Source organism: Streptomyces sp. XY431, from assembly GCF_001279805.1.
GTDB classification, from domain to species: Bacteria; Actinomycetota; Actinomycetes; order Streptomycetales; family Streptomycetaceae; genus Kitasatospora; species Kitasatospora purpeofusca.
Window position 1 is genome coordinate 1 of the sequence record NZ_LGDO01000525.1, and the last position, 15,348, is coordinate 15,348.

Annotated in this window: 14 protein-coding genes; 6 read left to right on the forward strand and 8 right to left on the reverse strand. The window is 75.0% G+C overall.

The features are described from left to right. Window positions 1–188: 188 nt before the first annotated feature. The 6 genes from ADK60_RS40285 to ADK60_RS40310 all read right to left on the reverse strand — a co-directional run bounded on the left by ADK60_RS40285 (window position 189) and on the right by ADK60_RS40310 (window position 6,281). A complete protein-coding gene (locus ADK60_RS40285; protein WP_045939134.1) occupies window positions 189–1,466 on the reverse strand; it encodes an HD-GYP domain-containing protein in 1,278 nt (425 codons plus the stop codon). A gap of 80 nt (window positions 1,467–1,546) precedes the next feature. Then, complete coding sequence (locus ADK60_RS40290) at window positions 1,547–3,034, reverse strand: HD-GYP domain-containing protein (RefSeq protein ID WP_234371487.1); 1,488 nt, start codon at window positions 3,032–3,034, stop codon at window positions 1,547–1,549. A gap of 295 nt (window positions 3,035–3,329) precedes the next feature. Then, window positions 3,330–3,704, reverse strand: a complete 375-nt coding sequence (gene rsrA, locus ADK60_RS40295) for a mycothiol system anti-sigma-R factor (protein WP_053651992.1) — start codon at window positions 3,702–3,704, stop codon at window positions 3,330–3,332. After that, window positions 3,701–4,444, reverse strand: coding sequence for a sigma-70 family RNA polymerase sigma factor (locus ADK60_RS40300; RefSeq protein WP_380305009.1), 744 nt, complete (start codon window positions 4,442–4,444; stop codon window positions 3,701–3,703). Before ADK60_RS40300 ends, rsrA begins: the two co-directional genes overlap by 4 nt. 317 nt (window positions 4,445–4,761) lie before the next feature. Next, on the reverse strand, window positions 4,762–5,418 hold the full coding sequence (locus ADK60_RS40305) for an alpha/beta hydrolase family protein (RefSeq protein ID WP_053651994.1): 657 nt from the start codon (window positions 5,416–5,418) through the stop codon (window positions 4,762–4,764). Window positions 5,419–5,522: 104 nt separating this feature from the next. After that, on the reverse strand, window positions 5,523–6,281 hold the full coding sequence (locus ADK60_RS40310; RefSeq protein WP_045939103.1) for an SOS response-associated peptidase: 759 nt from the start codon (window positions 6,279–6,281) through the stop codon (window positions 5,523–5,525). A 117-nt stretch (window positions 6,282–6,398) separates the two neighbouring features. Between ADK60_RS40310 and ADK60_RS40315 the strand changes: the two genes are divergently transcribed. The 5 genes from ADK60_RS40315 (at window position 6,399) to hisN (ending at window position 11,004) form a co-directional block, all read left to right on the forward strand. Further along, window positions 6,399–7,115, forward strand: a complete 717-nt coding sequence (locus ADK60_RS40315) for a M50 family metallopeptidase (protein WP_053651996.1) — start codon at window positions 6,399–6,401, stop codon at window positions 7,113–7,115. A 142-nt stretch (window positions 7,116–7,257) separates the two neighbouring features. Continuing rightward, window positions 7,258–8,589, forward strand: coding sequence for a 3-phosphoshikimate 1-carboxyvinyltransferase (gene aroA, locus ADK60_RS40320; protein WP_030392895.1), 1,332 nt, complete (start codon window positions 7,258–7,260; stop codon window positions 8,587–8,589). Between the two features lie 15 nt (window positions 8,590–8,604). Continuing rightward, complete coding sequence (gene rsgA, locus ADK60_RS40325) at window positions 8,605–9,660, forward strand: ribosome small subunit-dependent GTPase A (RefSeq protein ID WP_053651998.1); 1,056 nt, start codon at window positions 8,605–8,607, stop codon at window positions 9,658–9,660. A gap of 162 nt (window positions 9,661–9,822) precedes the next feature. Then, window positions 9,823–10,146, forward strand: a complete 324-nt coding sequence (locus tag ADK60_RS40330) for a DMT family transporter (RefSeq protein ID WP_053652000.1) — start codon at window positions 9,823–9,825, stop codon at window positions 10,144–10,146. Between the two features lie 60 nt (window positions 10,147–10,206). Next, window positions 10,207–11,004 carry a histidinol-phosphatase gene (hisN, locus tag ADK60_RS40335; protein ID WP_045939099.1) on the forward strand — a complete coding sequence of 266 codons (798 nt, stop codon included), beginning with the start codon at window positions 10,207–10,209 and terminating at the stop codon, window positions 11,002–11,004. 111 nt (window positions 11,005–11,115) lie between these two features. Here hisN and ADK60_RS40340 read toward each other — a convergent pair whose 3' ends face one another. Beyond that, a complete protein-coding gene (locus ADK60_RS40340; RefSeq protein ID WP_053652002.1) occupies window positions 11,116–12,594 on the reverse strand; it encodes a catalase in 1,479 nt (492 codons plus the stop codon). Between the two features lie 104 nt (window positions 12,595–12,698). Between ADK60_RS40340 and ADK60_RS40345 the strand changes: the two genes are divergently transcribed. Further along, entirely contained in the window at window positions 12,699–13,118 is a 420-nt protein-coding gene (locus ADK60_RS40345) for a Fur family transcriptional regulator (protein ID WP_045939097.1), read from the forward strand. Between the two features lie 51 nt (window positions 13,119–13,169). Here ADK60_RS40345 and ADK60_RS40350 read toward each other — a convergent pair whose 3' ends face one another. After that, window positions 13,170–15,137 (reverse strand): tetratricopeptide repeat protein, encoded by a 1,968-nt coding sequence (locus ADK60_RS40350; protein WP_079009100.1) that lies wholly within the window; start codon window positions 15,135–15,137, stop codon window positions 13,170–13,172. Between the last annotated feature and the right edge of the window lie 211 nt (window positions 15,138–15,348).

Genomic DNA, 15,348 nt, shown 5'->3' on the forward strand with positions numbered 1-15,348 from the left:
GCCCGTAACCGGCCACCACCCCAGCCTGCCCGCCCCGCCCCGGCTCCTCAACCCCGGGCCGGACCTGGCCGCCCCGGGCTCCCCCCCCCTCGGCCCCCCCCCCGCCCGCGCCGCCCCGCCCCCCGACGAGCCCCCGCGGCACCCTTCCCGGCGGACCTGCCGCCCCGGGCCGCCGACCGCCCCCGCCCTCAGCCGCGGACCCGGACCAGCGCGTCCACCACCCGGGCGTCGTACAACCGCCCCCGCCCCAGTCGCAGCGCCTCCAGCACCTCCAACCGGCCGACCGCCTCCCCCAGCCCGCGCCCCCGGGCCGCCGTCAGCAGGTCGTCGTGCGCGTTCGCCACCCGGATGATCCGCGCCGCCAGCGGCACCGCCCGCCCGCCGCCCTCCGGCCCGGGGTGCGGATCGGCCAGCCGGGCGACCTGCTCGGCCACCTGCCGGGGCACCCCGGTGCGCCGGATCACCTCACTGCCCAGCCGGGCGATCCGCTGCTGCTCCTCGTCCGGCAGCAGCGCCGTCGCCCCGCCCGGCACCGGCTCCACCAGCGACAGCTGCCCCACGTCGTGCATCAGCGCCGCGTACTCCAGCAGGGCCAGCTCCCGGGTGCCCAGACCCAGCTCCCGGCCGACCGCGCAGGCCGTGTCGGCCACCCGGCGGGCGTGCCCCGGCGGCGTGTAGCCCGCCACCTCGGTGGCCTTGGCCAGACTGGCGATGGTCTGACCGGTGGTGGCCCGCACCGCCGCCGCCCGCCGGAACGACACCTGTGCCAGCAGGAGAGGCGCGCAGAACAGCGGCAGCGCCCACAGGCCCACCTCCCCGGCGGCCAGGCTGACCAGCATCCCGGTGGCCGCGATCGCCGAGCCGATCCCGAACAGCGAGCGCAGCTCGTCCTCCAGCCCGGCCGGGAACCGCAGCCCGCTGCGGGCCCGCCGCAGCACCGCCGCCAGCACCGCGTCGCACAGCGCGGCCAGCGCGGCCACGGCGGTCAGGAACGCCCCGTACGCGGGGCCGTCGGCGGAGAACCGGTCCACCACCCCGCTGTTGTAGAGCGGCTGGAACACGGCGGCCGCGAACGCCGCCCCGAGCAGCCGCCGCGCCGCGCCGTCCCGGCGGGCCCGCTCCCGCCAGGGCGCCCGCACCCGCCGGCGGACCCCGTGCCTCGGCCCCAGCGCCGGCGCCAGCGCCCCGGGCAGCAGCGCCAGCAGCAGGCCCGCGCCGGTCACGGCCACCACCTGGAGCACGCCGTGCCCGGTCGGCAGCCCGCGCAGCGGACCGAGCAGCGCGTACGCCAGCGCCCCCGCCGCCCCGATCGGCGCCTGCTCGCGATCGCCCGGAAGGGTGATCCGGACGCACTCGCCCAGCGCGATCAGCAGCATGAACGCCAGCGCCACCCCGGGCGCGGACAGCCCCCGCACCGCGACCGCCCCGAAGGACGCGGCCAGCAGCGCGAGCGCCACTCCGTGCACCGCGCACACCACCCCGGCGCACCCCTCGGAGTCCCCGCCGCGCCCGGCGCCCGCCGTCGGACCCGCGCCCCGCCGCGCGCTCACGACGGCCCGGCCGTCGGCACGGAGCCGCCGCCCTGGGCGGGCACCCCGCGCGGCGCGGCCCGGACCGGCTCGGGGACGCCCAGCGGAATGTCCGGCACCGCCCTGATCGTGTCGGGCGGCGGCAGCACCGGCTGCCAGTCGTGCACGGCCAGCGCGTCGACCAGCGCCCGCACCATCACCGGGTCGAACTGGCTGCCCGAGCAGCGCTCCAGCTCGGCGACCGCCTCGGTGACCGGCCGGCCGCGCCGGTAGGAGCGGGTGGAGGTCATCGAGTCGAAGGCGTCGGCGACCGAGATGATCCGGGCGAACTCGGGGATCTGCTCCCCCGCCAGCCCGCTCGGGTAGCCGCGCCCGTCCATCCGCTCGTGGTGGTGCAGGATCCCCGCGTGCGCCTCGCCGAGGAAGGCGATCCCGCGCACCAGCTCGTAGCCGTGCACCGGGTGCACCTCGACCGCCCGCCGCTCGGCCTCGGTGAGGGGACCGTTTCTGCGGAGCAGTTCGGTGGCGACGCCGAGCTTGCCGACGTCGTGCAGGACTCCCGCGTACCGCAGGGTGCGCAGCCGTTCGGCCTCCATGCCGAGCTGACCGGCGATCAGCACCGAGGCCCGGCCGACCCGTTCGCTGTGGCCCCGGGTGTACGAGTCCTTGATCTCCACCGCCTGGACCAGCGCCTGGACGGTGGCCTGGTGGGCGTCGCGCTCCCGGTGCCCCTGGGCGAACACCCAGGCCGAGATGGACAGCGGCAGCAGGGCCAGCAGCGCCGCGAACGCGCCGTACGGCCCCTGCCACAGCACCGCCACCATCAGTCCGCCGGCCGCGTGCACCAGCACCGGCAGACCGGGAACGGCGGCCGCGCGGCGGTGGTGTGCCGGGGGACGGTGCGCCGAGGGGCGCCGGGGGCCCTCGGCCAGCAGCCGCATGGCGCCCACCAGCACCCCGTTGACCAGGCAGAACGCAGCGAGCGCGGCGCACCCGGGCAGCAGCGCGGCGGGGAACCGGGAACCGAGCAGCAGCTGCGGGCCGGCCAGCCGGTGGAACACCACCGAGGCCACGAAGGCCGACAGCGCGAGCTGCGAGCCGTTCCACACCTGGCGGCGCCGGCAGGTCGGCTCGGCGGCACCGAGCAGCGCGGCCGGGGCCGCGACCAGCGCGGCGGCGGCCGGCGGCAGCATCAGCACCCCGGCGAACAGCACCGGGAAGAAGGCGTTGACATCGGGCCGGGCCGGCGGGCGGCCGTGCGGCCGCGGACGGCGCAGCAGCAGCCGGACCAGGCGCAGGCAGGGGCTGGGCAGCCCCTGGGCGAGCGACTCCCAGCAGCCGTGCAGGAAGGCCAGCAGTCCGACCTTCGGCCAGTCCACCGGGGCGCCCAGCCAGTGCGCCCCGGCCACCGGGGGGAGCGGCAGCAGCGGCAGCAGGCAGCAGAGCGCCGCCACCGGCACCGCCACGAGGTAGCCCGCGGCGCCCCGCGGCAGGTCCGTGTCCACGCTGTCGGTAGCGATCTCGACCTCCCCGCGTCCTGGCCCGCGCCGTCCTGGCCCGTCGGCCGGTCGCACGCCGGAAGGGCGGCGGACGGGCGACGGTGAGCGTCCGTCAGGAGGATAGGGCGCCACTCCGGCACGGGGACGCATGATCGCGCAATGCCGCTGCTGGCACACCACCAACTCACTCGAACGAGTGACGGCGCATCCGAGTGGAAGGGGCGCGGACACGGAGCGGCCCCGGGAGCGGATGCTCCCGGGGCCGTCCCGATGTACGCCGTTCGCCGTGCGACGCGCCGCGCTAGCCGCCGGCCGCCGCCTGTGCGGCGCGGTCCGGATCGGCGGCCTGTTCGGCGGCCTGTTCGGCGTGCACCTCGATCGTCGTCTCGACCGAGACCACCAGCGCCTCGCCCGTCCGCTGCCCGGCCCGGATCGAATCGATCCTGGCCAGCACCTTGCCGCGCAGATCGGCCGGGGTGTCGTCGCAGCCGCAGGAACGCTTGATCAGCGCCTTGATCGCCTGCTCCAGCCCGTACTGCTTCAGGCAGGGCGAGCACTCCTCGAAGTGCACCCGCAGCTTGTCGCAGTCGCCCTCGGCCATCTCGTTGTCGAGGAATTCGTAGAGGTGGTCGAGGACCTCGCCACACTCGGTGTCGTGCGGATCGCCGCAGCTCATGAACCCGAGCCCTTCGCTTCCTGCCCTGCCCCGCTACCGGCCGGGACCAGCCCGCGCTCACGGGCGTAGTCCTCCAGCATGCCGCGCAACTGACGGCGGCCGCGGTGCAGTCGGGACATCACCGTACCGATGGGAGTACCCATGATGTCCGCGATCTCCTTGTACGCAAAGCCCTCGACGTCCGCGAGATAGACGGCGATGCGGAACTCCTCCGGAATGGCCTGGAGGGCGTCCTTCACATCACTGTCCGGAAGGTGGTCCAGGGCCTGGGTCTCCGCCGAGCGCAGACCGGTCGACATGTGCGACTCGGCCCGGGCCAGCTGCCAGTCCTCGATCTCCTCCGCGGCGGTGCGCTGGGGCTCCCGCTGCTTCTTGCGGTACGAGTTGATGAACGTGTTGGTGAGGATGCGGTACAGCCAGGCCTTGAGGTTGGTGCCCTCGCGGAACTGGTGGAAGGACGCGTACGCCTTGGCGAACGCCTCCTGGAGGAGGTCCTCCGCATCGGCCGGGTTGCGGGTCATCCGCAGCGCCGCCGAGTACATCGGGTCCAGGTAGCCCAGGGCGTCGCGCTCGAAGCGCTCCCGCCGGGCCTCCTCGGTCTCCTCGGCCGACACCCGGAAGGTGTCCTCACCGATCGCCTCGGCCAGCTCCTCACCGGTGAGCGCCTCGCCCGTGGGCAGGCTCTCGTCCGGGCCCCGGCCCGGCTCGGCCTCGTGCTCGGTCCCGACGACCGGACCCACCTCCTCGGCATGACGGACACGGCCCACGGCGGGCCGCCCCGAAAGCGAGGATATCGGGCCGACGGGCTTCTCGCCCGCGGCGATCCAGTCCGACCAGGAGGGCACGAACGCCGACTCGGCCTCGTGCTGCTCAAGCCGCTCGGGGCACGCGATCGAACCCATCTGCCCTGCCTTCCACCGGGACTCATGCTGACAAGGGCGTCAACCACGCCGGCCCCGCGCGCATTCCCGGCCCCCACGGGCGGATCCGCGCCGCCTCCGCGCGGCCCGCGGCACGCCGCGCGCACCGCCCGTCCGCACCGCCCGCCGGGCCCGCCTCACACCAGCCGCAGCACCCAGTCCCCCACCGCGGCGACGATCAGCTCCAGCAGTTCCTCCTGCCCCACCGGCGCCCGCTTCGGCACCTCGAAGCCGTGGTTGCCGTACTCCAGCGCCACCAGCTCGTGCGAGGCCGGCAGCTCCGGGAACTCGGCCGGACCGCCGAACGGGTCCGCCGCCCCCTGCACCACCACCGTCGGCAGCCCCGAGCCCAGAAGTTCCTCCGCCCGGCTGCGCTCCGGCTTCCCCGGCGGGTGCAGCGGGAACGCCAGCGCCACCACCCCCGCCGCCCCGGTCGCCGCCCCGGTCCGGCAGGCCACCCGCGCGCCCGCGCTGCGGCCGCCCACCACCAGCGGCGGACCGGCCGCCACCAGCCGCTCGGCCACCGGCGTCCACCCGGTGTCCAGGGTGCGCGGCGCGGGCGCCACCTTCTTCCCCGCCACCCGCCACGGCTGCTCCACCAGCGCCACCGACACCCCCCGGGCCGGCAGTCCGGCGGCCAGCGCCGCCAGGTCCCGCGCCTCGATCCCGCCGCCGGCGCCGTGGCCCAGCGCCAGCACCGCCCGGGGCGCGGCCGCCGGGTGCAGGGTGATCCGGGCGTCCCCGGCGGGCGTGGGCACGAGCTCCCGGGTGACGGGGGCGGGGGCGGCGGTCACGGCGACTGCGGTCCTCTCGGATCGGCGGCGGCACGCCCAAGCGTGCGCGCGCGGGTCGGACAAGCGCGGGGATCAGAACAGCGTGGGGTCAGAACAGCGTGGGGTCAGAACAGCGTGGTCTCGTACTCGACCTCGACATAGGGCTCGGTCAGCCCGGCGTGGTTGTTGCGGATGCTGCCGACGTCCGGCGACACCGGCGTCGCCCGCAGCACGCCCGGCGGCGGGGGTATCAGCAGCCGCCGCAGCTCCGGTGCCTCCCCGTCGTCGAGCCCCGGGTCCAGCCAGGCGTCGAACGACCCCGGGTCCAGGAACAGCGGCATCCGCTCGTGGATCGGCGCCAGCAGCTCCTCGGCCTCCGTCGTCACCACGGTGAACGTCACCAGCCAGCCCTCCGGGTGGTCCGAGGGCACCGCCCGGTTGCGCCAGAACTCGTACAGCCCCGCCAGCGCCAGCGGAGCGCCGTCCGCCCGGGACACGAAGAACGGCTTCTTCTTCGGCCGGCCCCGCTCCGCCGGCACCGTCTGCCACTCGTAATAACCGTCCACCGGCAGGATGCACCGGCGGGCCGCGAACGCCTGCCGGTAGGAGGGCTTCTCGTGCACCGTGTCCGAACGGGCGTTGATCATCTTCACCGCCGACTCCGGTGACTTCGCCCACTGCGGCACCAGCCCCCAGCGCAGCGCCCGCAGCTGCCGCACCGGCCGCGCCGCCCCCTTCGGCAGCCGCTCCAGCACCACCAGGGCGCTCTGGGTGGGGGCGACGTTCCAACTCGGGTCCAGCGTCTCGGCCGGGTCCCACTGCTGCACGCCGAACAGCTCGACGATGTCCTCGGGCCTGCTACTCGCGGCGAAGCGACCACACATGCCGTCAGCTTGCCACGGCTCCGGCCGCCCCCCAGAACCACCCGCCCCGGGGCCGCCGTCCCCTCCATGACAGGCTGCCGTACCGCAGGAGCGGCCGAACCGAGGCGGAGGAGACCCATGGACGCCAGGACCCTCGACGAGCTGTGGAGCGCCGTCACCGGCACCCAGCCCGACCCGCCCGGCTGGCTCGTCCTCGCCGCCGGCGCCGCCGCGCTGCTCACCGTGCTCGTGCGCCCGCTGTGGCGGATCGCCCGCAACGCCGTCACCATCGCCCACGAGGGCGGCCACGGCCTCGCCGCCCTCGCCACCAACCGCAAGCTGGCCGGCATCCGGCTGCACTCCGACACCTCCGGCCTCACCCTGTCCTGGGGCCGCCCCACCGGCCCCGGCATGGTCCTCACCGCCGCGGCCGGCTACCTCACCCCCGCCCTGCTCGGCCTCGGCTGCGCCGCCCTGCTCGCCGCCGACCGGATCACCCTGCTGCTGTGGCTGGCCATCGCCCTGCTGCTGGCCCTGCTGGTGCGGATCCGCAACGCCTTCGGCTTCCTCAGCGTGCTGCTCACCGGCGGCGCGTTCTTCCTGGTCACCTGGTTCGGCTCGGCCCAGGTCCAGGCCGGCTTCGCCTACCTCGGCACCTGGTTCCTGCTGTTCGGCGCCGTCCGCCCGGTCCTCGAACTCCAGCGGCAGCGCCGGCACGGCCAGGCCGACGACTCCGACGCCGACCAGCTCGCCCGGCTCACCGGCGTCCCCGGCCTCGCCTGGGTCACGCTCTTCCTCGTCACCGCCCTCGCCGCCCTCGCCCTCGGCGCCGGCTGGCTGCTGCGCCCGCTCTGAGCCCCGGGCCAGACCCCCGCACGCCGGCCCGCGCCGACCCGTGCCGACCACGTGCCGACCACGTGGCGACCCGCGCCGCCCGCCCCGGTCCGCGCATCGGAGGCGAACGGGCGAGCCCCACCACGGCCCCTAGACTGGCGGCATGACCGAGACCCTGTGGCCCGCCCCTGTCGCGACCACCCCCGTGGACGCCACCGTCACCATCCCCGGCTCCAAGTCGGTCACCAACCGGGCCCTGGTGCTGGCCGCGCTCGCCGACGGACCGGGCTGGGTCCGCCGCCCGCTGCGCAGCCGCGACTCCCAGCTGATGGCCGACGGTCTGCGCGCCCTCGGCGTCACCATCGAGGAGCAGGTCAACAACGACACCGGCGGCACCGGCGGCGGCGAGGCCTGGCGGGTAATCCCCGCCCCCGTGCTGCGCGGCCCCGCCTCGGTCGACGTCGGCAACGCCGGCACGGTCATGCGCTTCCTGCCCCCGCTCGCCGTCCTCGCCGACGGCCCGGTCCACTTCGACGGCGACCCGCGCAGCCACGAGCGCCCCCAGCACGGCGTGATCGACGCCCTGCGCGCGCTCGGCGCCCGGATCGAGGACGGCGGCCGCGGCAGCTTCCCGCTCACCGTGCACGGCACCGGCGCCCTCGACGGCGGCACCGTCCAGCTCGACGCCTCCGCCTCCTCCCAGTTCGTCTCCGCGCTGCTGCTCTCCGGCGCCCGCTACAACAACGGCGTCGAGGTCCGGCACGTCGGCGGCCCCGTCCCCTCGCTGCCGCACATCCGGATGACCGTCGACATGCTGCGCCTGGCCGGCGTCCAGGTCGACGCCCCCGAGGACGGCGGTGAGAAGGACGTCTGGCGGGTCACCCCCGGCGCCCTGCTCGGCCGCGACCTGGTGGTCGAGCCGGACCTCTCCAACGCCGCGCCGTTCTTCGCCGCCGCCCTGGTCACCGGCGGCCGGGTCACCGTCCGCGACTGGCCCCGGCACACCACTCAGCCCGGCGACCAGCTGCGCGAGCTGTACACCCGGATGGGCGGCAGCTGCGAGTTCACCGACGAGGGCCTGCGCTTCACCGGCGGCGACCGGATCCACGGTATCGAGGCCGACCTGCACGACGTCGGCGAGCTCACCCCGGTGATCGCCGCCGTCGCCGCCCTCGCCGACTCCGAGTCCCACCTCTACGGCATCGCCCATCTGCGGCTGCACGAGACCGACCGGCTCGCGGCGCTCGCCAAGGAGATCAACGGCCTCGGCGGCGACGTCAGCGAGACCGAGGACGGTCTGCGGATCCGCCCGCGCAAGCTGACCGGCGGCGTCTTCCACACCTACGAGGACCACCGGCTGGCGACCGCCGCCGCCGTGGTCGGCCTCGCCGTGCCCGGCGTCCAGGTCGAGAACGTGGCCACCACCGCCAAGACCCTGCCGGACTTCACCGCCATGTGGGACGAGTTGCTCACCGGACCGGTGGCGGGCGGCTGAGCGGGGACTGGGCACATGCGCCGCTACGGCAAGGACGCCGACGAGGACGACATCCGCAACCGCCCCGCCCGCCGGGGCTCCCGGCCGCGGACCCGGATCCGGCCCAAGCACGAGGACGCCGACGAGGCGATGGTGCTCACCGTCGACCGCGGCCGGGTGACCTGCCTGGTCGACCCGGGCACCAAGCAGGAGCGCCAGGTACTCGCCATGAAGGCCCGTGAGCTGGGCCGCAAGGGCGTGGTCGTCGGCGACATCGTCTCCCTGGTCGGCGACCTCTCCGGGGACGCCGACACCCTGGCCCGGATCGTCCGGGTCGAGGAGCGCACCTCGGTGCTGCGGCGCACGGCCGACGACGACGACCCGTACGAGCGGATCGTCGTCGCCAACGCCGACCAGCTCGCCATCGTCACCGCGCTGGCCGACCCGGAGCCCCGGCCCCGGCTGATCGACCGCTGCCTGGTCGCCGCCTACGACGCCGGCATGGAACCGCTGCTCGTCCTGACGAAGGCCGACCTGGCCCCGGCCGAACCGCTGCTGGAGTCCTACGCCCCGCTCGGCATCGAGTACGTGGTCACCCGCAGGGACGAACTGGAGGGCGCCGGGGCCGAGGCCGTCCGGGCGCACCTGCGCGGGCTGAGCACGGTGTTCATCGGCCACTCCGGCGTCGGCAAGACCACCCTGGTCAACGCGCTCGTCCCGGAGCGGCAGCGGGTCACCGGCCACGTCAACGCCGTCACCGGCCGGGGCCGGCACACCACGGTGTCGGCGCTCGCGCTGCGGCTGCCGCCGCCGCCCGGTGCCAAGCCCGGTTCGAAGAAGGCGCTGGACACCGGCTGGGTGATCGACACCCCCGGCTTCCGCTCCTTCGGGCTCTCCCACATCGACCCGTCCCGGGTCATCCTGGCCTTCCCCGACCTGGAGCCCGGCACCGCCGAATGCCCGCGCGCGTGCAGCCACGACGAGCCGGACTGCGCGCTGGACGCCTGGGTCGCCGACGGCCACGCCGACCAGGCCCGGCTCTACTCGCTGCGCCGGCTGCTCGCCAGCAAGGAGGCCCGGGAGGACGACTGACGGCCGGTGCGTCGATCCGGTTCCGGTGTTCGAGGTGTCGGAGCGCCCGCTCGTGGTGATCATAGGAAAGTCGGGCCGGATCGCGGTCCACCCGGCACCCGGTCCCGCCGACCGGACCCGACCGATCCCGACCGATCCCCCGACCCGCAGGGAGAGCACGCGATGGCATGGGCCCTGGTGATCCTGGCCGGACTGCTGGAGACCGGCTTCGCGATCAACCTCAAGCTCAGCGACGGCTTCACCAAGCTCTGGCCCACCGTCAGCTTCTGCGTCTTCGCCCTGGGCAGCTTCGGCCTGCTGACCATCTCGCTGAAGACGCTCCCGGTGGGCCCCGCCTACGCGGTGTGGACGGGGATCGGGGCCGCCGGCACCGCGATCTACGGCATGCTCTTCCTGGAGGAGACCAGCTCGGTGCTCAAGCTGGTCTCGATCTCCCTGGTCATCGCCGGGGTGATCGGCCTCCAGCTCAGCGGCTCCGCCCACTGACGGACACCCGCCGGGGCCGGAGCCAGGGTCCGGGGGCGGGTCCGCGCTAGGGTTTCCGGCATGGCCGACTACCACGACGATCTCCGACTCGCCCATGTCCTCGCCGACTCGGCCGACTCGGTCACCCTGGAGCGTTTCAAGGCACTCGACCTGCGGGTCGAGACCAAGCCCGACCTGACGCCCGTCAGCGACGCCGACAAGGCCGCCGAGGAACTGGTGCGCAGCATCCTGCAGCGGGCCCGCCCGCGCGACGCGGTGCTCGGCGAGGAGTTCGGCCTGCAGGGCACGGGCCCGCGCCGGTGGGTGATCGACCCGATCGACGGCACCAAGAACTACATCCGCGGCGTCCCGGTCTGGGCCACCCTGATCGCGCTGCTGGAGGACGGCCCGGACGGCGTGGAGCGCCCCGTCGTCGGCATCGTCTCCGCCCCCGCGCTGAACCGCCGCTGGTGGGCCGCCAAGGGCCTCGGCGCGTACGCGGGCCGCAGCCTCGCCAAGGCTTCCCGGATCCACGTGTCCGGCGTCTCCCGGATCGAGGACGCCTCGTTCTCCTACTCCTCGCTGTCCGGCTGGGAGGAGCGCGGCCGGCTGGAGCCGTTCCTGGACCTCACCCGGGCCTGCTGGCGCACCCGCGCCTACGGGGACTTCTGGTCCTACATGATGGTCGCCGAGGGCGCGGTGGACATCGCCGCCGAGCCGGAGCTGTCGCTGTGGGACATGGCGGCGAACAGCGTCATCGTCGAGGAGGCCGGCGGCCGCTTCACCGGCCTGGACGGCGTCCCGGGCCCGGGCGGCGCCGATGCCGTCGCCTCCAACGGCCTGCTCCACCAGGAGGCCCTGGACCGTCTGAGCGTCTGACCGTCCTGGGGCTGTCCCCCAGGACGGCGCGGGCCCCGGGTGCCGGTTCTCCTCGGCACCCGGGGCCCGCTGCTCGGCGGCGCCCCTCACCGGGCCCCGCCGCGCGGTGCGTCAGCCCTGCTTGCGCAGTTCCCGCACCGCGGTCTCGAGACGCCGGCCGTAGTCGGCGTCGGCCTTGCGGAAGTTCTCGACCGCCCGCTCGACGATGTCGTCGCGGTCGGCCGAGACCTTGGCGATGAAGCCGGCCAGGTTGGCGACCAGCCGCTGCTTCTCCTCCTCGGAGAACAGCCGGTAGAGGTTGCCCGCCTGCACGAAGTCGTCGTCCTCGGTGTGCAGGGGAGCCTCGTGGGTGCCGGTGGCCCCGGTGACCGGGGTCGGGGCCCACAGCGGGCGGCCGGTCTGCACCGGGCCGCCGAAGCTGTTCGGCTCGTAGTTCTTGCGGCGGCCGTGGCGGCCGTCGTAGAGGTGGCCGTCCCGGCTGTTGGTGAACGCCTCGGTGGCGTGCGGGCGGTTCACCGGCAGGTGGTCGGCGTTGATGCCGACGCGGTAGCGGTGGGCGTCCGCGTAGGCGAACAGGCGGCCCTGCAGCATCTTGTCCGGGGACGGGCCGATGCCGGGCACGAAGTGCCCCGGGGAGAAGATCGACTGCTCGACCTCGGCGAAGACGTTGTCGGGGTTGCGGTTGAGCTCCAGCTTGCCGATCTCGATCGGCGGGTAGTCCTCGTGCGGCCAGACCTTGGTCAGGTCGAACGGGTTGAAGCGGTAGTTCGCCGCGTCCTCGGCCGGCATGATCTGGACCTGCACCGTCCAGGTCGGGAACTCGCCGCGCTCGATGGCCTCGCGCAGGTCGCGCTGGTGGCTGTCCGGGTCCTCGCCGGCGAGCCGGTTGGCCTCGTCCGCGGTGAGGTTCTTGATGCCCTGGTCGGTCTTGAAGTGGTACTTCACCCAGAAGTACTCGCCGGCCTCGTTCTGCCACTGGTAGGTGTGCGAGCCGTAGCCGTTCAGGTGGCGGTAGGACGCGGGTATGCCGCGGTCGCCGAACAGCCAGGTCACCTGGTGGGTGGACTCGGGCGACAGGCCCCAGAAGTCCCAGACGTTGTCCGCCTCCTGCGAGCCGGTGTACGGGTCCCGCTTCTGGGTGTGGATGAAGTCCGGGAACTTGATGGCGTCCTTGATGAAGAACACCGGGGTGTTGTTGCCGACGAGGTCGTAGTTCCCCTCCTCGGTGTAGAACTTCAGCGCGAACCCGCGCGGGTCGCGCACCGCGTCCGCCGAGCCGAGGTTGCCCGCCACGGTGGAGAACCGCAGGAAGGTCTCGGTCTGCTTGCCGACCTCGGAGAGGAAGGCCGCCCGGGTCCAGCGCGAGACGTCGGCCGTCAGCGTGAAGGTGCCGTAGGCGGCGGCGCCGCGGGCGTGCACCACGCGCTCCGGGATGCGCTCGCGGTTGAAGTGCGCGAGCTTCTCGAACAGCAGCTGGTCCTGGATCAGCGCCGGACCGCCGACACCGGCGGTCTCGGTGTTCTGGTTGTCGGCGACGGGGGCACCCGCCTCCGTCGTGAGGGTGGGGCGCAGCTCGTCCTGGGTAGTCATGTGAGGGGCCTCCGCGTGATCCGGTCGTGACGAACCGATCCTAACTTGGACTTTGTCCAAGTCAACACTGGAACCAAACTCGGAGTCTCACTTACCCTTGGTCCATGAGTGACCTGCTGGAACGACTTCGTGGACGTGGATGGCGGCTGACCGCGCAGCGCCGGGTCGTGGCCGAGGTCCTCGACGGCGAGCATGTGCACCTGACCGCCGACGAGGTGCACGCCCGCGCGGTGGAGCGGCTGCCCGAGATCAGCCGGGCCACCGTCTACAACACGCTCGGCGAACTCGTCTGCATCGGCGAGGTGCTGGAGGTCGCCACCGACGGCCGCGCCAAGCGCTACGACCCCAACGCCCACCACGCGCACCAGCACCTGATCTGCTCCGGCTGCGGCGCCATCCGCGACGTCCACCCGCTGGGGGACCCGCTGGCCGCGCTGCCCGAGGCCGAACGGTTCGGCTTCACCGTTTCCGGCGCCGAGATCACTTACCGCGGCCTGTGTCCGCAGTGTACGAACAGACCCTGAGCCGAGCTGTCCCGCCGGGACCGCCGCGGCCGAACCGCCGTGCCGGAACCGCTACGCGCTGAGCTCCGCGTGCAGCGCGCCCAGCAGCCGGCCCGCCCGCTCGGCAACCTCCGCCGGACCGTAGTCCGCGGCCCGCCGGCACCAGCCCTCCGCCTGCACCGGCTCCCCCCGGCGCAGCGCCAGCAGGGCCAGCCGCAGCGCCGCCCGCCCGTGCCCGGCGTCCGCCGCCCGGGTGTACCAGAGCATCGCCTCGGCCTCGCTGTCCTGCCGCGCCAGCAGCAGCCCCAGGTTGAAGGCCGCACTGCGGCTGCCCGCCTCCGCCGCCCGCCGGTACCAGCTCTCCGCGATCTCCAGCGCCCCCCGCTCGGCCGCCCGCACCCCCATCCGGACCTGCGCCCGCCGGTGCCCCGCGTCCGCCGCCGACGCGTACCAGTGCTCGGCCTCCGCGTCCGCGTCCCCGCGCCGGTCCAGCACCGAGGCCAGCCGGAACGCGCCCTCCGCCGAACCGCCCGCCGCCGCCTGCCGGTAGCGCTCCAGCGCGCCGACCGCGTTGCCCCGCTGCTCCTGTACGACCGCCAGTTGCAGCGCCGCCTCGCCGTGCCCCTCCGCGGCGGCCCGCGCGTACCACTCCTGCGCCTGCCGCTGCTCGCCGCGCCCGGCGTGCAGCACGCCCAGGTTGAACGCACCGTCGACGCTGCCGGCCTCGGCCGCCCTGGAGAACCACGGCTCGGCGCCCGACTCGTCGCCACGCTGCAGCAGCACCACGGCCAGCGCGTTGCAGGCCTCCCGGTGCCCCGCGTACGCGGCCCGGCGGTACCACTGCTCGGCCTGCTGGTCGCGGCCCGCCCCGGCGCACAGCAGCCCCAGGTTGAACGCGCCGTTGTGGTCGCCGGCCTCCAGCGCGCTGCGGTACCAGCGCTCCGCCTCGGCGGCCGCGCCGCGCGAGGCGTGCAGCGCGCCCAGCGCGTTCGCGGCGTTGCCGTCGCCCGCCTCGGCGGCCTCCTGCCACCACTCGGCGGCCGCGCCGAGGTCCCCGGAGTCGCGCAGCAGGTAGCCCAGCGCGCACGCGGCCCTCGGCTCGCCGTTCTGCGCCGACTGCCGGTACCAGCGGGCGGCCTCGTCCAGCAGCGGCGGCTCCCCGCCGGACCGGTCCTCCAGCAGCACGCCCAGCCGCAGCGCGGCCCGGGCGTGGCTGCGGGCGGCGGCGATCCGGTACCAGGCCTCGGCGGTCTCCTTGTCCCCCGCCGCCTCGCGCATCCGGGCCAGCCGGTAGGCGCCCTCCCGGTGCCCGGCGTCCGCGGACACCTTGAACCAGCGCTCGGCGCGGACGTCCCGGCGGTGCTCCATGAGGTCGCCCAGCGCGTAGGCGCCCAGCGGGTGGCCGTGGTCGGCGGCGAAGTGCAGCCAGTACTCGGCCGCCTCCTCCTCGCCCTGGTCGCGCAGTTGCAGGCCGAGCGCGTGCGCGGCCGGCGCGCTGCCGGCCACCGCGGCCTGGCGCCACCACTGGGCGGCCTCGGCCCGGTGGCCGCGCTGGTGCAGCAGCACGCCCAGGTTGTTGGCGGCCGCGCGCAGGCCCGCCGCGGCGGCGGCCCGCAGATAGGGTTCGGCGTCCGCCAGGTCGCCGCGGCGCAGCAGCAGGGTGCCGAGCCGGGCGGCCGCGTCCGGGTCGCCGTCGTCGGCGGCGCGCCGGTGCCGGGCCTCCAGGGCGGCCTGCTCGCGGGCGGCGAGCGCGGTCTCGAAGCTCGCCGAGTCGAAGCCGGGGTCGCCCTCCACGTCCGGGCCGGTCTGGCCGTCGGACGCGCCGTGGGCGCCGAGCGCGGCGGCGAGGCCGCCGGCCGGGACGTGCACCAGGGAGTCCGGGCCGTAGCCGCCCGCGGGCCGGCGCTCGGCCAGACCGCTGGTGCGCTGCGCGGGCAGGGCGCCGGGCCGCCGTTCGGGGCTCTCCGCCCAGGTCTCGGTGTCCGCCTCGGTGGTTGCCGCCGGCCCTGCTCCCGTCCCGTTCCTGCCGATCAGCCTCATGCCGACTCCCGCTCCCCCAGAGTGTCGCGGCGTCGTCCTCCGGCCCTGGGCCGGGGGCGCTCCACGGGGGCCGCATCGACCCGACGGCCGGTCAGCGGCCGTGCAACGTCCCCCATGTGTCCCATCGTCGCATCACCCGCAACCCGCGTACACCTGCCCCGGCCGATTTCGGCGAGGCGGACCTGAGCCGACGAGATTGCTTCGGCGCTTT

Excerpts from the sequence above, each read along its gene's own strand:
- ADK60_RS40345 (WP_045939097.1), top strand. The coding sequence starts at position 12,699 with ATGAGTGACCTGCTGGAACGACTTCGTGGACGTGGATGGCGGCTGACC.
- ADK60_RS40330 (WP_053652000.1), top strand. The coding sequence starts at position 9,823 with ATGGCATGGGCCCTGGTGATCCTGGCCGGACTGCTGGAGACCGGCTTC.
- ADK60_RS40350 (WP_079009100.1), bottom strand. The coding sequence starts at position 15,137 with ATGAGGCTGATCGGCAGGAACGGGACGGGAGCAGGGCCGGCGGCAACC.
- hisN (WP_045939099.1), top strand. The coding sequence starts at position 10,207 with ATGGCCGACTACCACGACGATCTCCGACTCGCCCATGTCCTCGCCGAC.
- ADK60_RS40340 (WP_053652002.1), bottom strand. The coding sequence starts at position 12,594 with ATGACTACCCAGGACGAGCTGCGCCCCACCCTCACGACGGAGGCGGGT.
- aroA (WP_030392895.1), top strand. The coding sequence starts at position 7,258 with ATGACCGAGACCCTGTGGCCCGCCCCTGTCGCGACCACCCCCGTGGAC.
- rsgA (WP_053651998.1), top strand. The coding sequence starts at position 8,605 with ATGCGCCGCTACGGCAAGGACGCCGACGAGGACGACATCCGCAACCGC.
- ADK60_RS40315 (WP_053651996.1), top strand. The coding sequence starts at position 6,399 with ATGGACGCCAGGACCCTCGACGAGCTGTGGAGCGCCGTCACCGGCACC.
- ADK60_RS40310 (WP_045939103.1), bottom strand. The coding sequence starts at position 6,281 with ATGTGTGGTCGCTTCGCCGCGAGTAGCAGGCCCGAGGACATCGTCGAG.
- rsrA (WP_053651992.1), bottom strand. The coding sequence starts at position 3,704 with ATGAGCTGCGGCGATCCGCACGACACCGAGTGTGGCGAGGTCCTCGAC.